The sequence below is a fragment of the Acinetobacter sp. YH12076 genome, from assembly GCF_013419525.1.
GTDB lineage: Bacteria > Pseudomonadota > Gammaproteobacteria > Pseudomonadales > Moraxellaceae > Acinetobacter > Acinetobacter amyesii.
This window is the reverse complement of sequence record NZ_VOZY01000014.1, coordinates 40,385-59,585: the sequence shown is the minus strand read 5'-3', so window position 1 is coordinate 59,585 and position 19,201 is coordinate 40,385. Positions and strand designations below refer to the sequence as shown.

The following is a 19,201-nucleotide window of genomic DNA, read 5'->3' as shown; positions in this document are numbered from 1 at the left end:
TTTATTCCATATAAACCAGCGGCTCACCGCTATGTACCGTTTGTCCTGCACGGCAGATAATCGCTTTCACGATACCATCATCATCGGCATAGACTGGAAGCTCCATTTTCATCGCTTCAATAATGGCTACAGTCTCACCTTTCTTCACAGACTGTCCAGCTTCGACAAAAATTTTCCAAATGTTGCCGGTCATCGACGCATTCAAGGCTGCATACTGGCTATAGTCGGTATCATCTTGCAGGATTTCCATTTCCGCAGGTGCATCAAACTCATCTTTCCAACGTTCAACTTCAGTTATAAATGCCTGTTGCTGCTGCGCTTTAAATTCTGCAATACTGTCCTTTTCTGTTTCCAAAAAGGCTTGATAGGCTGCAAAATCAAATTCAGTTTCTTCAATTTTGATTTCCGCCACACCATTGGCAAAGTCAGCACGGAATTGATCCAGTTCAGCTTCGGTTACTTCATAATATTTAATTTGATCAAAGAAGCGTAAGAACCATTGCTGATCGCCAAACTGCTTGTTCTTTTTAAATTTATTCCAAATGGGCAATGTACGACCAATCAACTGATAACCGCCCGGTGAGTCCATGCCATAGATACACATGTACATACCGCCAATACCCACTGTGCCTTCTGCGGTAAAAGTACGTGCAGGGTTATATTTCGAGCTGAGCAAACGATGACGCGGATCAATTGGCACTGCACAAGGTGCAGTTAAATACACATCCCCCAAACCTAAAATCAGATAATTGGCATCAAAAATGATGTCTTTGACTTGCTCACGGCAGTCTAAGCCATTAATGCGCTGAATGAAATCGACGTTATTTGGCAACCAAGGCGCTTTGGCACAGACACTTTCTTGATAACGTTCCACAGCACCTAAAGTGGCCGAGTCCTCAAATGCCATCGGCAAGTGAATAATACGGGATGGAATTTTGATTTGGCTCAAATCCCCCATCTTATTTTCCAGCCCCAATAAGAATTGAATCAAATTCGCTTGGCTGAAACGCAATCCATCATATTTAATTTGCAGTGAACGCACACCCGGAGAAAGCTCTAAAATGCCATCAATGTTCGCTTCACGAATGAGCTGCATCAGTCTATAAACACGTAAGCGTAATGCAAGATCGAGGACATTTTCGCCATATTCCAACAATATATAACTGTCACCTGCCTGACGATACACCGCTTTCGGCGCATACGCATCTGCTTCACGCACAGCCAATATCCCTTCAGGCTTGCATTCAAAATTGACCAACGCTGACTTTTCAGGCGCTTGAGCAAAGTTTTGGATATCGGCAATTTGCTGAACTTCCAATGCATTGGCTTGTTCAACACTCATCGGATAGAAACTAATGCTGTCATCTGCCTTAAGTTGACCAATTTTCCAAAGTTCTGCTTTGGCAATCGTCACTGGGCAAACAAAGCCACCGAGGCTTGGGCCATCTTTCGCCAAAATCACAGGGAAATCACCGGTGAAGTTAATCGCCCCAATGGCATATTCACAGTCATGCACATTGGATGGATGCAAACCTGCTTCACCACCATTTTCACGTGCCCAGCTTGGGGTCGGGCCTGTTAAACGAATGCCTAAACGGTTTGAGTTAAAGTGTACCTTCCATGTTGAAGCAAAAAATTCTTCAATATATTCAGATTTAAAGAAATCTGGTGCACCATGCGGACCATACAGCACGCCAATTTTCCATTCTTTGCCATAGCTTGGAATACGCTCTGCTGCCAAAGCTTGTGGTGCCGCTGTAGCAATTTCCAGTCCATCCAAAGGCAGGCTTGGATTAACCATTTTAATCATGTCACCTGCACGCAGTACTCGCCCTGCATGACCGCCAAAATTACCCAATGCAAAGGTTGAACGGCTGCCTAGATATTCAGGTACATTTAACCCATTGCGGATTGCAAGATAAGTACGGCAACCCGACTCAACTTGTCCAAGTACTAATGTTTGCCCTGCTTTGATGCTGATCGGCTGCCAAAAATCGACATTCACACCATCTAGAGTCGCGCTACATGGCGCACCTGCTAAGGCTACGATGCTATCGGCATGAAATTTAAGACTTGGTCCTTGTAAGGTAAACTCAAAGCCTGCTGCCGATTTTGGATTACCCACAACTTGATTGGCCAATTGAAATGCATAATCATCCATCGGGCCTGATGGCGGTACACCAATATCCCAATAGCCCACACGCCCCGGATAGTCTTGAATCGAACTTTGCGTGCCCGGTTGCAGCACTTCAATTACATTTGGCACGTATTTAAAATCATCCAGTAGACGTGTCCAGATTTGCATATTTTCAAAGCGTGCATCTGAAACTACGGTATGTGCATAGTCTAAGTTGGTACTGATGCCATTCAGGCGGGTTTCAGCCAAGGCTGTTTTTAGCTTAGCAATCGCACTGTCTCGGTCTGCGGCATGCACAATAATTTTGGCAATCATCGGGTCAAAATATTGTGAAATTTCAGTACCTGTAGACACCCACGTATCCACACGAATGTCTTCAGGGAAATACACATCCGTGAGTACACCCGGACTTGGCTGGAAGTTTTTCACTGGATCTTCCGCATAAATACGCACTTCAATGGCAGCGCCATTAGGCTGAATATTGCTGAGTTTTTCCCAATCTAAAGCATCACCTGCTGCCACTTTCAGCATGCATTCAATCAGATCTAAACCCGTCACCATTTCCGTTACAGGGTGTTCAACCTGCAAACGGGTATTCACTTCAAGGAAATACACTTCATCACGGGCAGCATCATAGATAAACTCAACCGTACCTGCGCTGCGGTATTTCACCAATTGACCAAGCTCTACAGCAGCACGGTGCAATTTTTGACGTGTTGCTTCTGGTAAGTGCGGCGCAGGTGTTTCCTCAACGACTTTTTGGTTACGGCGCTGCAATGAACAATCGCGCTCCCCAAAAGCAACGACTTGACCTAAACCATCACCAAAAATTTGTACTTCTACGTGACGGGCTTTATCGACAAAACGTTCGAGAAACACGCCCGCATCTTTAAAGAACTGCTCGCCTAGACGCTTTACACTTTCATACGCATCTTTTAATGATTGTTCATCATCACAGCGGGTTAAACCAATACCGCCACCGCCAGCGGTGCTTTTCAGCATGACGGGATAGCCAATCTCTGCCGCAGATGCGAGTGCTTCATCTAAACTTGCCAATAAACCTGTGCCCGGTGTCATGGGCACATTGGCTGCCGCAGCCAATTCACGTGCACGATGCTTCAAACCAAACTCTAAAATTTGTTCAGCCGTTGGCCCCATAAAGGCGATACCATTTTCCTCACATGCACGGGCAAAATCAGCACTCTCTGACAAAAAGCCATAACCAGGAAAAATAGCTTCAGCACCGGTTTGTTTGGCTGCTTGAATCAGTTTTTCAATACTTAAATAAGTCTCTGCAGGTTTAACACCTTCAAGTGAAACTGCCACATCTGCATCTAAGACATGTTGTGCATAACGGTCTGTCTCTGAATACACGGCAACCGACTGAACACCGAGTTTCTTTAATGTACGAATCGCACGAACAGCAATTTCACCACGGTTTGCAATTAACACTGTTTTAAACATAATTATTTCCCCGAATTTTTAATTTGATTTTGCTGTTGTTGCTTGCAGTGATTGGATATAGGCGCGCCATCCACCAAATTCACTGATATTTTTTGCACCGTTTAGGCCATAGGGTTCGCAAATAAAGCCTTTCACCCAACGTCCATCGGCAAGCTCGATATTGCCCATACCCAGTGGTGTTGGAATTTCAGCAACAAATTCACCAAAGCGTGCTTTTGGAATATCCCAAAGCTCGACAATAATTTTTTGACCCGCTTCCTGACGCGCTAAACCTGGTTTTGGCGGTACTGTGCCCGGCAGTGCATAGAGGGCGTAATCGGCAGAAGTCGTTGTGGTTTCAACATGCACGGCTTGGCGTGTTGTCAGTTGGAAATTGAGTGGCATACCTGTGAGATGTGCGCCTACAACTGCAACTCGAAAATGCTGTGCGGATGGTGCAGAAATGACTGAATTTGCTTCAGGCAATGTTTTAGCTACTGCACCGAGGGGTAGTTTCAGATGGCTTTGCCATTTTTCTGCAAAATCTGCTAATGCTGCATCGTGCCAAGCCGGCGCAATGAATGTGATTCCAAAAGGCAGCCCGTCGGCACGAAAGCCTGCAGGTACAGCGATGGCACTCAGGTCTGCTAAATTGGTAAAGTTGGTATAGGTGCCAAAGTGGCTATTATTTTCAATTGGCGATTCAGCCATTTCTGCAAGCGTGTGTATGGTTGGCGAGCTTGGCACCACTAAGGCATCAAATTGCGCTAAGGTTTGCTGAATGTCTCGAGCCAATTCTTGCTTTAAATATTCGGCGTTATAAGCATCAACCGCAGTGTACTGCTGGCCTTTTTGAATAATTTCTAAAACTGTTGGATCAAAGTCTTGTACCGATGTTTCTAATAAGTCTGCAACTGCAGCAGTACGCTCTGCAACCCATGACCCTTGGTAAAGTTGGCTCGCCAATTGACTAAAAGCACTGAAATCAATTTCAGTCAGTTCTGCACCTAAGTTTTTTAATTCAATTAATGCTTGCTGAAATGCAACAGCAGATTGAGCATCGCCAAAAAATTCTAATTGTTTTGGAATGGCTAATTTTAATTGTGTGCTGAACTTTGCAGGCGCTGTAGCAGGATTCACACGTGAATAGCTGTCGCTTACATCAAAACCTTCCATAACTTCTGCCACTGCAGTTGCATCAACGACAGTTAAAGCAAAAATTGAAATGCAATCTAAGCTTTTACACGCAGGCAGTAAGCCAGTATTTGAAAAGCGACCTTTGGTCGGCTTTAAGCCAACAATATTATTAAATGCTGCGGGTATACGCCCTGAGCCTGCTGTATCTGTACCGAGCGCAATCGGGACTAAACCGCGCGCCACCACACTACCTGAACCTGAACTTGAACCACCGCTTACAAAGTCAGAATTAAAAGTATTCGGTACTGCACCAAATGGCGAACGTGTACCGACCAATCCTGTGGCAAATTGATCTAGATTAGTTTTGCCTACAATAATCGCACCCGCTTGTTTTAAGCGTTGCACCACAAAGGCATCTTCAATTTTGATTTCGGTAAATAATTTGAATGCAGCCGTTGACGCAAAGCCCACCACATCAATATTGTCTTTAACTGCGATAGGCACACCAAATAAAGGCAAAGCAGTAGCATTCTCAATTTGTTTTAAAGCTTCAATCTGCGCAGTTAATTGCTCTATAGAGGCAATGGAAATCCATGCTGGATCTGCATGATCAAATTGCTCGACCAAGGCATATAAGTCTTCGAGTTGAATTGTGTTATTCGTGTAGCCCGCTTTCCATTCCGCTAAAGTCCAGCCTAAAGTTTTTATTGAGTTCATTGATGTGCTCATTCTTGTATCCAAGTTTGAATACTGTATTGCACACATCATGCCAAAATTAATTTTTTATTATTTTTCAATATCTTAATATTAAAAAAACAATCATTTCCCTATTTTATTTAGGCAATACAAAACGATAAGTGTTCTATTAAGTTTCCAAGCTCCACTATTTTGGTGCATGACTTTTATAATCGTGTTTTCAATAGATTCTTTTCATTTAGATGCAGATATAAATACAGTGAAATTACTATTGCCACTATTTATAAGCTTTCAATTTAAAGTTTTGTATCACTTTTAATTTTCAATAAAAAGATTGAGAAATATTTTGAAATTTATGTGTTTGGAAAAAGATACATCAATATTGTTTTTTGAAATTGATTGGGATGAATAGAAATAGAGATATAAAAAAAGCAGTTGATTTGCAAAATTTAGTTGGAGAATAAAAACTAAAAAATGGTGCGCTCAGCGGGACTCGAACCCACGCCACAGGCTTCGGAGACCTGTACTCTATCCAGTTGAGCTATGAGCGCTTATTTTGGATTGCGCACATCATAACAAAAAAAACTGTAAGGTAAAGCAACTATATAGATGTTAGGCTTTTTTCTGCTTAAGCTTTATACAACGTTCTATTTTTAAAATGCAGAATTCCATACGATTTACTTGGTTTATTTGCCCCGATATCGCACAATACTCATACTATTTATAGAGTGAATTATTTATGACTGATGCACTAACGTTAAAGCAGCTGTCAAAAACCTATAAAAATGGGTTTCAGGCGCTTAAAGGTATTGATTTAACAGTACCCGAAGGTGAATTTTATGCACTTTTAGGTCCCAATGGTGCAGGAAAATCTACCACGATTAGTATTATCAGTTCACTAACCCGTAAAACTTCAGGTACTGTCGAAATTTTTGGGCACAATTTAGATACCCATCCCTCACATGCAAAGCAGTGTTTGGGCGTTGTACCTCAAGAATTTAACTTTGGTCAATTTGAAAAAACATTTGATATTTTGGTGACTCAAGCTGGTTATTACGGTATTTCTAAAAAGATAGCAGAGAAACGTGCAGAGGAATATTTAGAAAAGCTTGGCCTCTGGGAAAAACGTAGCACCCAAGCACGCATGCTATCAGGCGGTATGAAACGCCGTTTAATGATCGCTCGTGCAATGATGCATGAACCTAAACTGCTGATTTTAGATGAGCCGACTGCTGGTGTTGATATTGAACTACGCCGTTCGATGTGGGATTTCCTCACTGAAATGAACGAAAAAGGCACGTCCATTATTTTAACGACACACTATTTAGAAGAAGCTGAAATGTTGTGCCGTCGAATCGCAATTATTGATCGTGGTGTGATTAAAGAAGACACCAGCATGAAAGGTTTCCTCAGTCAGTTGAATGAAGAAACCTTTATTTTCGATTTAGCCGAACCCATTGAACCGATCCATATAGAAATTATTGGTGTCCGTTTCAACTTAGTAGATCCTATCACCTTAGAAGTCACTATGGATAAAGCCCATACCTTAAATGATTTATTCCAACTCATGGAATCACAAGGTATTCAGGTTCGAAGTATGCGTAATAAATCTAACCGACTAGAAGAACTGTTTGTCCGTATGGTCGAAAAAAATCTTGAAGGTGCAGCACAATGAATTTTAACCAACTGTGTATCGCCCTCTACACCTTAGTGTATAAAGAAATTCGCCGTTTCATGCGTATTTGGCCGCAAACTCTTCTCCCACCGGCGATCACCATGAGTTTGTACTTTGTGATTTTCGGTAATTTAGTCGGTTCACGCATTGGGCAAATGGGCGGTTTTAGCTATATGCAGTTCATCGTGCCCGGCTTAATTATGATGGCGGTCATCACCAACAGCTATGCCAATGTGTCATCCAGTTTCTTTAGTGCAAAATTTCAAAAAAGCATCGAAGAATTAATCATGAGCCCGGTGCCGTTACATATGGTGCTTTGGGGTTATGTGATCGGTGGTGTTTGCCGTGGTGTTTTAGTCGGCTTTATTGTCACTGTGATGAGCCTATTTTTTACTGAATTACACCTGACCAATATCTTCGTAACTATATATACAGTTCTCATTACTTCGCTGCTGTTTTCTCTTGGCGGATTTATTAATGCTGTTTATGCAAAATCTTTTGACGACATTTCGATTATCCCGACTTTCGTCCTGACTCCGCTGACTTATTTAGGCGGTGTTTTCTATGCCATCTCATCACTGAGTCCTTTTTGGCAAAATCTCTCTTTAATCAACCCTGTCGTGTATATGGTCAATGCATTCCGCTACGGTATTTTGGGCCATAGCGATGTGAATGTCGGCATTTCACTGACAGTTATTACTGCATGTTGCGTTGTTCTTTATGGCGTGGCGTATCATTTACTTTCTCGTGGTTCAGGAATGCGTGAATAATGAGTGTAGAACAATCCCTTTTAGGTAAAGACACCAACTACCCTACAGAATATCAACCCGATATTCTGTTTCCGATTGCACGTGCCACTGCACGTGAACAATATGCCCATGTGGAAGGCATACGCCAAGGTAAAGACTGGTGGCATGTTTTTGAAATTTCTTGGTTAAATGCTTCTGGTGTGCCTCAAGTTGCTATTGGTCGTTTAACTTTGCCAGCAAGTTCAGACAACCTGATCGAATCGAAATCTTTAAAGCTCTACTTTAATAGTATGAACTTTACCAAATTTGATTCTCAGGCAGCGTTTAAAGCAACTGTAGAAAAAGACTTATCAGCAGCAGCCAATGCCGCTGTGACTATTGATCTATTTCATGTCGATGATGTTGAAATTTCAAAACCACAAGGCATCTGTATTGATGACTTAGAACCCACTCAGTTAGAAAATCATCCAAATGCAGATTTACTCTCTTTAGATGAAGCTGCAGCGCAAGAAGAAGTTGAAATTCAACTTTATTCACATTTATTAAGAAGTAACTGCCCAGTCACGGGTCAACCTGATTGGGGAACGGTATTTATAAGGTATAAAGGTACTAAGCCTTGTTATCGTAGTATTCTGGCTTATATTATTTCTTACCGTCAGCATAATGGTTTCCACGAACAATGTGTGGAGCAAATGTTTGCCGATATTTGGCAACATTTAAAACCAAGTCAGCTGATGGTATATGCTGCCTATACACGCCGTGGTGGATTGGATATCAACCCTTGTCGTGTATCGGATTTAACATGGATGCCTCGCCCCATTCGATTGGCGCGACAATAAAAAAATTGAGGTTAGTGATGCCATTTTTTGGTTTTATTCCTTCTGAGGAACTTCTAAGCAGTATCCAAACTGGTCACGCGAAAAAAAATTCGAGTGAACCACTTTATCCTTTACGTGATAAAACAGCTTTGCTGATTAATGAAGAAATCATTGGTGCAACTATATTAGCTCCTGTTCATCTGTTTCCTGCAAGCGACAAGCGCGACACAGCAGAAAAACTGGCTGGCTATGTCAAATCAACAGTCGCTGTATTGTTAAAGCAGCTATTGGGTAAATCTCCGAATGATGTGGTGAAACAATCCATTGAATTTTCAGAACGAAGTTTATTTCAGGACACAGTCGGCGCTCATCGTGTAGGTCTGAGCTTAGATGCAGGACTGGTCACTAACCTTAAGAACAGTTATGCCGAAATTAAATCAGGTGTAGATGTCAATAAAGCTGCTTTTGGTGAACTGTATAAACAGTTTGCTGAAGCTGCAGTACGTCATTTTATGAATGACTTTAATAAAACACTCGATTTAGGCATGATTAAACGTAAAGCAGCCGATATCGGATCTTCTGCCGTGATTAAAGCAATACATATCGCGATTGATAAGATTTTCCCAAATCTAACCAAAGAAGAGCTAGGTGCCCTTGCAGAAGCACACGATGCGATGTTTAACAAATAATTCATGCTACAAATAAAAACCTAGCTTCGGCTAGGTTTTTTTATGGTTAAACGCATAAAACTGAATCCCGATACAATGACTATATATAGTCATGCAAACACAGTTCTAGAATATGAACTGATCTCAATTAAATGACAGTACATTTATATGTACTATTTTTAAAAATCCACACAGAAAAGAAAGAACCTGATTACAAACAGGATTTGAATGCTTGCCGTCATTTTGGCTTAAATCTCAATGCGTCCATTTTAATATTCAATCTCTTTCTTTTTTATCATTCAGTCTATATTTCTACTATATATAGCGACGTTTTCAACAGCATTGAAGCGCTGACGAACAAAAACTATGTAATGAATAAACCACTGCTTGCATATGGGTGTTTTAGACCGGTACCTTTTTAATCCTGTCCCTTTATTTTTAGATATAACATTGCAACTTTTGTAGCTTCTAAACAGTATTTCGCAACGCGATAAAGTTTACTCGTTCTGCGTTTTTATGACGCATGAGTTTTAGAGTCATCTTTATTTCAAATGATTTGTGAATATTTGCAAGTTATGTAAATGAATATGTCACTTTTCAATATGTTAACTGCGAAAAAACCCTTTGCTTTGTCTTTTTTTGTATATCTATTTATGAAAGCATGCGCTGTCAGTGGTATCTTAGTTGCTATTGGTAACGTTTACCTTTAATGAGCTATGAAACCAGAAGGTCATCACAATTTTCAGGATCTTTTCCCCTCGAAATTTTGTTCATACTCATCGCTAAAGCAACTGGAAATTTTTTATTTATGCTAAATCGAAATTTTTATAAAAAACTATCACATATTGCCATTATGGCCGGTTCAATTTCACTGACCAGTTTTTGTCAGGCTAACGACTTCCAATCTCATCCGGCATATGCAAGCTTTAAACAAAATGCAATGCAAACCTATGGTCTGAGTGAAAATCAAATTGATTGGGCAATGCAAGGCAGTAAAAACCTACCCAACATTATTAGCATTATGAATAGACCTGGTGAATCAAAGCCTTGGTACCAATACAAAACCAATTTTTTAGCTGAAAGTACAATTCAACGCGGCGTTCGCTTCAAAAATCAATATGCCGACACTTTAAATCGTGCAGAACAACAATTTGGTGTGCCTCAATCCGTGATTTTAGGCATTTTGGGTGTTGAAACAGGCTACGGCAGCAATAAAGGTAATTTTATTACCCGTGATGCTTTGGCGACCCTTGGTTTTGGCTACGAACGCCGTGCGCAATATTTCCAAGATGAACTTGCTGCACTGATTGCTTGGTCATATAAAGATGGTGTTCCAACCAACTCTGTCGTCGGTTCATATGCAGGTGCTGTGGGTTATCCTCAATTTATGCCAAGTAACATTCCAAAATTTGGTGTGGACTACGATGGCAATGGTCATGTTGACCTGCGTAATTCAGCTGTCGATGCCATTGGTTCAATTGCAAATTATTTAGCAAATTATGGTTGGCAGCGTAATCAACCGATTGCTTTTGCTGCTCGCTATAGCGGAAACAACCCAGATGCTATTATTGCAAAGGATTTAAACCAGCCAACACCCTATGGTGTACTCAAGGCTCAAGGTGTAACCCCTATGAATCCATTGGTAAAAATCGATGATCTCGATTTAGTCAATGTCATCCAATTGCAAGATAGTTATGGACCAATTTATTACATCACTTATCCAAATTTTCAGGTCATTACAACCTATAACAAAAGCCGTATGTATGCGACTGCACTATGGCTTTTAGGCACTGAAGTTACCAGTCGATAAGACTGGTTTTTTCCTATAAAGCAAAAAAGTCAACAAATATTTTCACCAAAATGAGCATTTATTCGACATTTTACACACCTTGTTACATTATTGATTATTTTTTAACCAAATATTGTTAATTTTTTAGACATTTTCAAAGTATTTTAATTAAACACTAGACAGCTTATCGATGGCATGAATATTATCCACCTCGTTAAATGTAGTTGCAAAAGTGAAATATCAGACGTGTTTACATGGATATCAGCGACTTAGTTGAACCAGTAAATATGCCATTGGGAGATAAACAATGCAGTCATCAATTATTAAATATGCCTTAGCGCTTGCCACGGCAGTCGCGCTAAGTCAGTCACAAGCTGAGATGGTTCAGTCATCATCATTCAATCATGATAATGACAACTCGCGTCTTGCAGCTCGTGTATTGAATAAAGAAGCTCAAAGCTTCAATTCAAACTTTACGAATTTAAGTAGCCTTTCAATCACTGAGCGTTCTGGCGATAAAATTCGTCGTCAAACAATCGCTGCTAAAATCGAAATTCCTGAAGATGAGCCTTCAGTGATTGAAAAGTTAAATACTGTTGCATCGAATACTGTTCGTAAGTTCACTCAAACAGGTACTGCTTCTTGGTACGGTCGTCAATTCCACGGTCGTAAAACAGCAAGCGGTGAAACGTTTGACATGAACGCACTTACAGCAGCACATCGTAGCCTGCCACTTAATTGCTTTATTCGTGTTACGAATCGCAATAATGGTAAAAGCGTCGTGGTGAAAGTAAATGACCGTGGTCCATTCCATGGTAACCGTGTTCTTGATTTATCTTATGGTGCTGCTAAGCAATTGGGTATTACCAGTGCGGGTACTGCAAATGTGAGCATTGAACGCGTAGACGGTCCAAATTCTTAATTCTCCAATGAAGTGACTGCATTTAACAGACCACGCCTAGCGTGGTTTTTTATTTGTAGCCTCTTAGCCTTTCAAATCATCAGTAATCCTGATTTTGACCCTTCCTCCATTCTTGTTTATATTGGAGTCCTTCCCCATGATTAAGGACTATCATGAAAACAATCAACGAATGGTTTGATGAATACAGCGAAAGTCATCAAAATAAAACCAATAAAATGATTCACTGGATTTGCGTACCCACGATTTATTTTTCAATCGTTGGCATATTGGCGCATTTTAGCGCGCTACTTACTGCTGTCTTACTTGCTTTAGCATTTATCTTTTACGCACGTTTAGACATTGTCCTTGCTGTTGCAATGGCCGCGTTAACATTAATCATGGCATGGCTAATTTGGGTGTTACCAGTTGGATATGGCTTTTATATCGCGCTCTTTATATTCGCATGGATTGGTCAATTTTATGGCCATAAAATTGAAGGTAAAAAGCCCTCTTTTTTCAAAGATCTCCAATTCCTCCTCATTGGCCCTATTTGGTGTTTAGATACATTTGCAGGAAAAGTACTTAGTAATTGGAAAACACGCCATAAATCGCAAATAAAGAGCATTTAGAGCACGATTAATTTCATAGATCTCTTTTTCACTTATTCCACATCGGTTTTCTTCATATTCGATGCTTAAAACCCTATTGTTTATAGGTGTATTTATCTCTGGTATTTCCAATCATTTTTTCTATTTATACGACCAAAAAGCCAGTGTTTAAACACTGGCTTTTACTCAATATGATTAATCCAATTTTATGTTGATAGCTTCATCTGAATCATGATCATTTAAATGACTAAAGTTAAAAATGACTACGTGATTTTTATTGATAGGTTTTACCTTGATGCTTTAACCAACCATCCTGATGACGTCCATTCGGATCGTGATGTGTCCAGTGCATCACACCACCCTTATCTGAATATTCGTATTCACCGTAAAATTGAACTGTATCGCCTTTTTGCAAATCATCAATTCGTGGAGCAAGATCGATATTATGCGCGACCAAAAGCGTTTGACCATTATTTAAGGTCAAAATGAACTTTTGATGGCGACTACCTTCATTATCATCTCGTAGTACCGCTTTCACTCGACCTGTACCCTCAACCTGAACATTACTGAGTTTATTTTTAAATGCATGCGCAATAACATCTTCAGCACTCTGCCCTTTTTGTTGAGCATCTACAGGTTGTACTGATTCTATTTGTGGCTGTGCGTTTTGTTCCGCTGTCGTCTGAACTGGTGCAGATTTTTGTTGTTGTAAATCGATTCCGAAATAAGCGGCTGTAAGCGCAACAATAATTCCGCCGATGGTTAAATTTGTTTTGTTTGCCATAAGATAGTTTAAATCTAAATTTTCAACTCATTATAGTCATTAATATGGATAAAAATAGAATCTATGCACAAGAATGCACACAATATAAAGTTTAAATAGCTTTGAAATCAGTAAAGCTACAGCCATAAAAAAAGCCCTCTAAAACGAGGGCTTTTTTCTACAAATAATCAGAGATTATTTTGCAGCAGCTTGAGCAGCAGCAACTTCTTCAGCGAAAGAAAGTTCAGCTTTTTTCTCAATACCTTCACCAACTTCGAAACGTACGAAGTTAGCAACAGTAGTACCAGTTGCTTTAAGAACTTCTGCAACTTTCTTATCGTTGTCGATAACGTACATTTGGTTCTCAAGAACAACTTCGTTCAAGTATTTCTGAACTGAACCAGTTACCATTTTTTCAACGATGTTTGCTGGTTTACCAGATTCAATTGCTTTCGCTTCAGCAATTTCTTTTTCTTTAGCGATAAGTTCAGCAGAAACGCCAGCTTCGTTTACAGCAACTGGGTTGAATGCAGCGATGTGCATAGCCAAACCTTTACCAGTTTCAGCATCACCAGCATATGCAACTACAACACCGATTTTTAAACCATGTTTGTAAACTGCAAGGTTGTCGCCTTCAACGATTTGAGCACGACGTACTTGGATGTTTTCACCGATTTTTTGAACAAGCGCGATACGAGCTTCTTCAACAGTAGCACCATCTTCAAGTTTCAATTCAGCAATTTGAGCAACGTCAGTTACACCAGCAGCAAGCGCAGCAGCAGCAACTTTAGCAGAGAAACCAGCAAAGTTTTCGTCTTTAGCAACGAAGTCAGTTTGACAGTTCACTTCTAAAAGGATTGCTTTGTTGCCTTCTTGAGCGATAGTGATCGCGCCGTCAGCAGCAATGTTACCCGCTTTTTTAGCAGCTTTAGCTTGACCAGATTTACGAAGGTTGTCGATCGCTAATTCGATGTCACCGCCCGCTTCTGTTAATGCTTTTTTACATTCCATCATTGCAAGACCAGTACGATCGCGCAATTCTTTAACCATGCTTGCTGTAACTGCAGTCATGTTAATCTCCTAAATACGGTAGAAAATGAATTCTTTTTAGAACAGAAACGGCCCAGAGCTGTCTCTTGGGCCGTCTGCATACATGACGCTTACTTTGCCACCATCACGTGTCGCAAAAATGACAAGCTTACGTCAAACGCATTAAGCCTCAGAAGCAGGAGCTTCTTCGCCTTTAGCTTGTGCATTTGCTTGTGATTGAGCATATTCTTTACCAGCAAGAATCGCATCAGCCATAGCAGAAGCGTAAAGAGTAACTGCACGGATCGCATCGTCGTTACCAGGGATAACGTAGTCTACGTTGTCTGGGTTAGAGTTTGTATCAACGATACCGATAACAGGAATACCAAGGTTTTTAGCTTCTTTAATTGCAATTGCTTCGTGATCAACATCGATTACGAATAATGCGTCAGGTAAACCACCCATGTTTTTAACGCCGCCAAGAGCGCGTTCAAGTTTTTCCATCTCACGAGTACGTTCTAAAGCTTCACGTTTAGTAAGTTTAGCGAAAGTACCGTCAGTAGATTGAGTTTGAAGGTCTTTTAGACGGTTGATTGACTGGCGAAGAGTTTTCCAGTTAGTCAACATACCACCCAACCAGCGGTGATCAACATATGGTTGACCTGCACGTTGAGCTTGTTCACGGATGATTGCAGAAGCTGCACGTTTTGTACCAACGAACAAAACTTTGTTCTTTTTGCTAGCCAAGTTGTTAGCAAAGTTCAAAGCATCATTTAACGCAGGAACAGTGTGCTCAAGGTTGATGATGTGAATTTTGTTGCGCGCACCGAAGATGTATTCGCGCATTTTTGGATTCCAAAAACGTGTTTGGTGACCGAAGTGTGCGCCTGCTTGAAGAAGGTCGCGCATGCTTACGTTGTAATCTGCCATTTTCTTTACCTTAAAGTTTGGGTTAGGCCTCCATATACCCGCATTCTCCACCTAAAAAGGCACCCAGAGAAATGTGTCGATATATGTGCGGATTTTATTGCCCCATCGCACAAAGCTCGTGAAAGATATTCACGAAAAAGCATTTGATAAAATGGGCGGCTATTTATACCATAGTCACATACAAATTTCCAAAAGTTTTTAGAGATCATGAACAGTACTTACGAAGCTCCACGTCGATTAATTAAAACGCCTGACGAAATTGAAAAAATGCGCGTCGCGGGTCGACTGGCGGCAGAAGTTTTGGATATGATCAAACCGCATATTGTTCCAGGTGTGACTACCCTCGAACTTGATACGATTTGTCATGACTATATTGTCAATAAACAAGAAGCTATTCCTGCATGTTTAGGTTATGGCGCTGCGCCGGGTCGTCCAGCATTTCAGCACGTTATCTGCACTTCAGTGAACCATGTGGTGTGTCACGGTATTCCATCTGAAAGCAAAAAATTAAAAAAAGGTGACATCTTAAACATCGATGTCACTGTGATCAAAGATGGTTACCATGGTGATACCAACATGATGTACATCGTGGGTGGTGAAACATCTATTTTAGCGAACCGTTTATGCAAAGTTGCCCAAGAAGCCATGTACCGTGGTATGGCGGTGGTAAAACCAGGCGCAACCATGGGTGATATCGGCCATGCTATTCAACAATATGTTGAATCAGAACGTTTTGGTGTTGTACGTGAATATTGTGGTCATGGTATTGGTACCGTTTTCCATGACGAACCACAAGTTTTACACTATGGTCAACCAAATACAGGCATGATCTTAGAAGAAGGCATGACATTCACGATTGAACCAATGGTGAACGGTGGTGACTGGAAAACCAAACTTCTTGGTGATAAATGGACTGTCGTGACTAAAGATCATAGCTTGTCTGCACAGTACGAACACACGCTACTTGTAACAAAAAATGGTGTAGAAGTGCTAACTGCTCGCCCTGAAGAAGATTTATCGCGTTTTGTTCAATAAGCAAAGTATTTGAAGTATAAAATTTAATTAAAAAGGTCACACATATTGTGGCCTTTTTTATGCCCTATTTTTGTCCGTGACTTTAAGATTTTTCCATAAAATTTGATTAAAAATTTAAGTAACTCAATGTAAATTTTCTTAATTATAGGGTTAGGATGGAATATCACACTTTTTTGCACATTGTTGATTTTGCCACTCCCCATTACTGTGCATTTAAGCTAAGATAGTGTGCTTTTTATTTTTTAATCCCTATAAGAAGGAATACTGCCGTGGACGTACGTCTGTCTGATCGTGTAAATAGCATCAAACCGTCCCCTACACTTGCTGTTACTAACAAAGCTGCTGAATTGAAAGCTGCTGGTAAAAACGTAATTGGTTTAGGCGCAGGTGAACCGGATTTCGATACCCCACAACACATCAAAGATGCTGCAATTGCTGCTATCAACAATGGCTTCACTAAATATACAGCTGTTGACGGTACTCCAGGTCTTAAAAAAGCAATTATTGCTAAATTAAAACGCGACAATAACCTTGATTACGCTGCAAACCAAATCTTGGTTTCTTGTGGTGGTAAACAATCTTTCTTTAACTTGGCACTTGCTTTGTTAAACAAAGGTGACGAAGTAATTATCCCTGCTCCTTACTGGGTAAGCTACCCAGACATGGTGATCATTGCTGAAGGTACTCCTGTAATCGTGAAATGTGGTGAAGAACAACGTTTCAAAATTACGCCTGCTCAATTAGAAGCTGCAATCACTGACAAAACTCGTTTAGTGGTTCTAAACAGCCCTTCTAACCCAACAGGTATGATCTACACTAAAGAAGAATTACTTGCTTTAGCTGACGTACTACGTAAATACCCTGAAGTTTTAGTTGCTTCTGATGATATGTACGAACCAATCCGTTGGGACGACGAATTCTACAACATCGCAACAGTTGCACCAGACCTTTACGACCGTGTAATCGTTCTTAACGGTGTATCTAAAGCTTATGCAATGACTGGCTGGCGTATTGGCTACGCAGCGGGCCCTGCTAAACTGATCGGTGCGATGAAAAAAATCCAATCTCAATCAACTTCAAACCCAACTTCTATTTCACAAGTTGCTGCTGAAGCTGCATTGAATGGCCCTCAAGACGTTCTTGAGCCAATGATTGAAGCATTCAAACGCCGTCACGACCTAGTTGTGAAAGGCTTGAACGACATCAACGGTATTACTTGCCTTCCTGCTGACGGTGCATTCTATGCATACGCAAACATCCGTCCTTTAATTCGTGCCAAAGGTTTAAAATCTTGCACAGAATTTTCTGCATGGTTGTTGGAAGAAACTGGTGTTGCAGTAGTTCCTGGCGATGCGTTCGGTCTTGGTGGCTACATGCGTATTTCTTATGCAACTGCAGACGAAGTACTTGTAGATGCGCTTGCACGTATTAAGAAAGCTGCTGATTCAATCGAAGGCGTAGATGCTGCGATTGCTTCAATTGCTGCTGAAAAATAATCTGCTTTTAAAAAGCTAGATTTAAAAAACCCGCGAATATCGCGGGTTTTTTTATACTCATCAAAAAAATAAATTAATACGCTTCACTTCTACACGCTTTTGATCAATTTTTTTCGCGGTTCAAACTAAATAACAAAGCTCATCCAGCCCATTTGACTTCCTTCAAATCAACTTAAATATTAAAAAACCAAACGATAAAACCTAAAACTAACCTTCATATTCAAATCTTTGGTTTGCATTCTTTTTACGTTTTCAGCTATGTTATTTAAATAAGTTCCTTTTTAGAACCCAAAACAACCACAAAACTAACCTATCCAGAGATATACCAATGAACATCAAAGAAATGACTGGACTAGAAATTTTAAAGGCAATGATGCAAGGCCAAATTCCACCTGCAAGCATTAGTGAAATTATTCCAATGCAACCCAAAAAGATTGAGCAAGATAATGTAGAGTTTGTTGTAAAAGCCGATCAGCGCCATTTAAATCCCCTTGGTGGTGTGCATGGTGGCTTTGCAGCAACAGTCTTAGATACAGTTACAGGGTGTGTCGTACACTCGGCATTAGAAGCTGGTATAGGCTATGGCACCATTGATCTCAATATAAAAATGTGTCGACCTATCCCTAAAAATCAAGATTTAACCGCAATAGGCCATTTAATTAATATCAGCAAAAATTTAGCAATTTCAGAAGGCAGAATTATGGATAACAATGGAAAGATATATGCTCATGCAACAGCGACATGCATGATTATACGTCCTTAATATTTTATTTTTCTGCTCGCAATTCAATGCGAGCAGATGATGGTTCAAACTTAAATTGCTGAATGTAAGGCGCGAATTAATTGGCCTTCGCTTAGATCAATGCGATTACTGCCCTTTTGAAAGCAGTAATATTTTAAAGCACTATCTAACTCAACACGAAGTTCTTGTTGTTCTGAAATAGACCATACTTTAGAACGATTTGAGCCTGATAACGCATTACCGGCCAATTGGTATAAATACAAATCTTGCTTGCGTTGCAAAGGCACACGACGGCCATCATCTTGATGTTCAAAACGTAAATGACATGGCGTGTTGATCAACCATTTTTCACTAAACCACAGTTGTAATAAATCACCCAATGCCAAGTCACGTCGACCCAAAGGCCAAACGTCAACGTACGCACCTTCCACAGGTGTTTGATATTGCTCTTGATTACTAATAATGGAAAGATAGTTTTCTTGATAAAAAGAAAAATTTGAAAAAATCTGAGAAATAGTCAGCGTATTCATTCGCTTTCTCCTGTTTAGCCATTTTAGTGCTGGCAAGTTGGGTTTAAATCCACAC

At 40.4% G+C, this 19,201-nt stretch carries 16 protein-coding genes and 1 tRNA gene; 10 read left to right on the top strand and 7 right to left on the bottom strand.

The features are described from left to right. Nucleotide 1 precedes the first annotated feature (1 nt). From uca to FTU22_RS13815, 3 genes are all read right to left on the bottom strand, one after another. Nucleotides 2–3,601 carry an urea carboxylase gene (uca, locus tag FTU22_RS13825; protein WP_180095004.1) on the bottom strand — a complete coding sequence of 1,200 codons (3,600 nt, stop codon included), beginning with the start codon at nt 3,599–3,601 and terminating at the stop codon, nt 2–4. 18 nt (nt 3,602–3,619) lie between these two features. Continuing rightward, nucleotides 3,620–5,434, bottom strand: a complete 1,815-nt coding sequence (gene atzF, locus FTU22_RS13820) for an allophanate hydrolase (RefSeq protein ID WP_180095002.1) — start codon at nt 5,432–5,434, stop codon at nt 3,620–3,622. Nucleotides 5,435–5,888: 454 nt separating this feature from the next. Continuing rightward, nucleotides 5,889–5,964, bottom strand: a tRNA-Arg gene (locus FTU22_RS13815). 188 nt (nt 5,965–6,152) lie between these two features. On the opposite strand from FTU22_RS13815, the gene FTU22_RS13810 reads away from it, so the two are divergent. The 7 genes from FTU22_RS13810 to FTU22_RS13780 all read left to right on the top strand — a co-directional run bounded on the left by FTU22_RS13810 (nt 6,153) and on the right by FTU22_RS13780 (nt 12,642). After that, nucleotides 6,153–7,088 carry an ABC transporter ATP-binding protein gene (locus FTU22_RS13810; protein WP_180003219.1) on the top strand — a complete coding sequence of 312 codons (936 nt, stop codon included), beginning with the start codon at nt 6,153–6,155 and terminating at the stop codon, nt 7,086–7,088. After that, a complete protein-coding gene (locus FTU22_RS13805) occupies nt 7,085–7,858 on the top strand; it encodes an ABC transporter permease (protein WP_180023368.1) in 774 nt (257 codons plus the stop codon). The genes FTU22_RS13810 and FTU22_RS13805 overlap by 4 nt, the downstream gene beginning before the upstream one ends. Next, nucleotides 7,858–8,676 carry an NADPH-dependent 7-cyano-7-deazaguanine reductase QueF gene (gene queF, locus FTU22_RS13800; RefSeq protein ID WP_168378016.1) on the top strand — a complete coding sequence of 273 codons (819 nt, stop codon included), beginning with the start codon at nt 7,858–7,860 and terminating at the stop codon, nt 8,674–8,676. Before FTU22_RS13805 ends, queF begins: the two co-directional genes overlap by 1 nt. 17 nt (nt 8,677–8,693) lie before the next feature. Beyond that, nucleotides 8,694–9,344: a hypothetical protein gene (locus tag FTU22_RS13795; protein WP_078190308.1), complete on the top strand. Its 651-nt coding sequence runs from the start codon at nt 8,694–8,696 to the stop codon at nt 9,342–9,344. 787 nt (nt 9,345–10,131) lie between these two features. Further along, nucleotides 10,132–11,133 (top strand): lytic murein transglycosylase B, encoded by a 1,002-nt coding sequence (gene mltB / locus FTU22_RS13790; protein ID WP_078191987.1) that lies wholly within the window; start codon nt 10,132–10,134, stop codon nt 11,131–11,133. Between the two features lie 286 nt (nt 11,134–11,419). Then, entirely contained in the window at nt 11,420–12,034 is a 615-nt protein-coding gene (locus tag FTU22_RS13785; protein WP_180007647.1) for a septal ring lytic transglycosylase RlpA family protein, read from the top strand. Between the two features lie 152 nt (nt 12,035–12,186). Beyond that, on the top strand, nt 12,187–12,642 hold the full coding sequence (locus tag FTU22_RS13780) for a DUF962 domain-containing protein (RefSeq protein ID WP_180095001.1): 456 nt from the start codon (nt 12,187–12,189) through the stop codon (nt 12,640–12,642). Between the two features lie 253 nt (nt 12,643–12,895). Here FTU22_RS13780 and FTU22_RS13775 read toward each other — a convergent pair whose 3' ends face one another. The 3 genes from FTU22_RS13775 to rpsB all read right to left on the bottom strand — a co-directional run bounded on the left by FTU22_RS13775 (nt 12,896) and on the right by rpsB (nt 15,343). Beyond that, on the bottom strand, nt 12,896–13,405 hold the full coding sequence (locus FTU22_RS13775) for a DUF3465 domain-containing protein (RefSeq protein ID WP_180094999.1): 510 nt from the start codon (nt 13,403–13,405) through the stop codon (nt 12,896–12,898). Between the two features lie 174 nt (nt 13,406–13,579). Then, complete coding sequence (gene tsf, locus FTU22_RS13770; protein ID WP_180066391.1) at nt 13,580–14,455, bottom strand: translation elongation factor Ts; 876 nt, start codon at nt 14,453–14,455, stop codon at nt 13,580–13,582. Between the two features lie 141 nt (nt 14,456–14,596). Continuing rightward, complete coding sequence (gene rpsB, locus FTU22_RS13765; protein WP_078190314.1) at nt 14,597–15,343, bottom strand: 30S ribosomal protein S2; 747 nt, start codon at nt 15,341–15,343, stop codon at nt 14,597–14,599. Nucleotides 15,344–15,550: 207 nt separating this feature from the next. Between rpsB and map the strand changes: the two genes are divergently transcribed. The 3 genes from map (at nt 15,551) to FTU22_RS13750 (ending at nt 18,637) form a co-directional block, all read left to right on the top strand. Next, entirely contained in the window at nt 15,551–16,378 is an 828-nt protein-coding gene (gene map, locus FTU22_RS13760; RefSeq protein WP_078191991.1) for a type I methionyl aminopeptidase, read from the top strand. 269 nt (nt 16,379–16,647) lie between these two features. Beyond that, nucleotides 16,648–17,874: a pyridoxal phosphate-dependent aminotransferase gene (locus tag FTU22_RS13755; protein ID WP_180003234.1), complete on the top strand. Its 1,227-nt coding sequence runs from the start codon at nt 16,648–16,650 to the stop codon at nt 17,872–17,874. 328 nt (nt 17,875–18,202) lie between these two features. Beyond that, nucleotides 18,203–18,637, top strand: a complete 435-nt coding sequence (locus tag FTU22_RS13750; protein ID WP_180094997.1) for a PaaI family thioesterase — start codon at nt 18,203–18,205, stop codon at nt 18,635–18,637. Between the two features lie 50 nt (nt 18,638–18,687). Here FTU22_RS13750 and FTU22_RS13745 read toward each other — a convergent pair whose 3' ends face one another. After that, entirely contained in the window at nt 18,688–19,146 is a 459-nt protein-coding gene (locus tag FTU22_RS13745) for a hypothetical protein (protein WP_180007643.1), read from the bottom strand. Nucleotides 19,147–19,201: the final 55 nt, after the last annotated feature.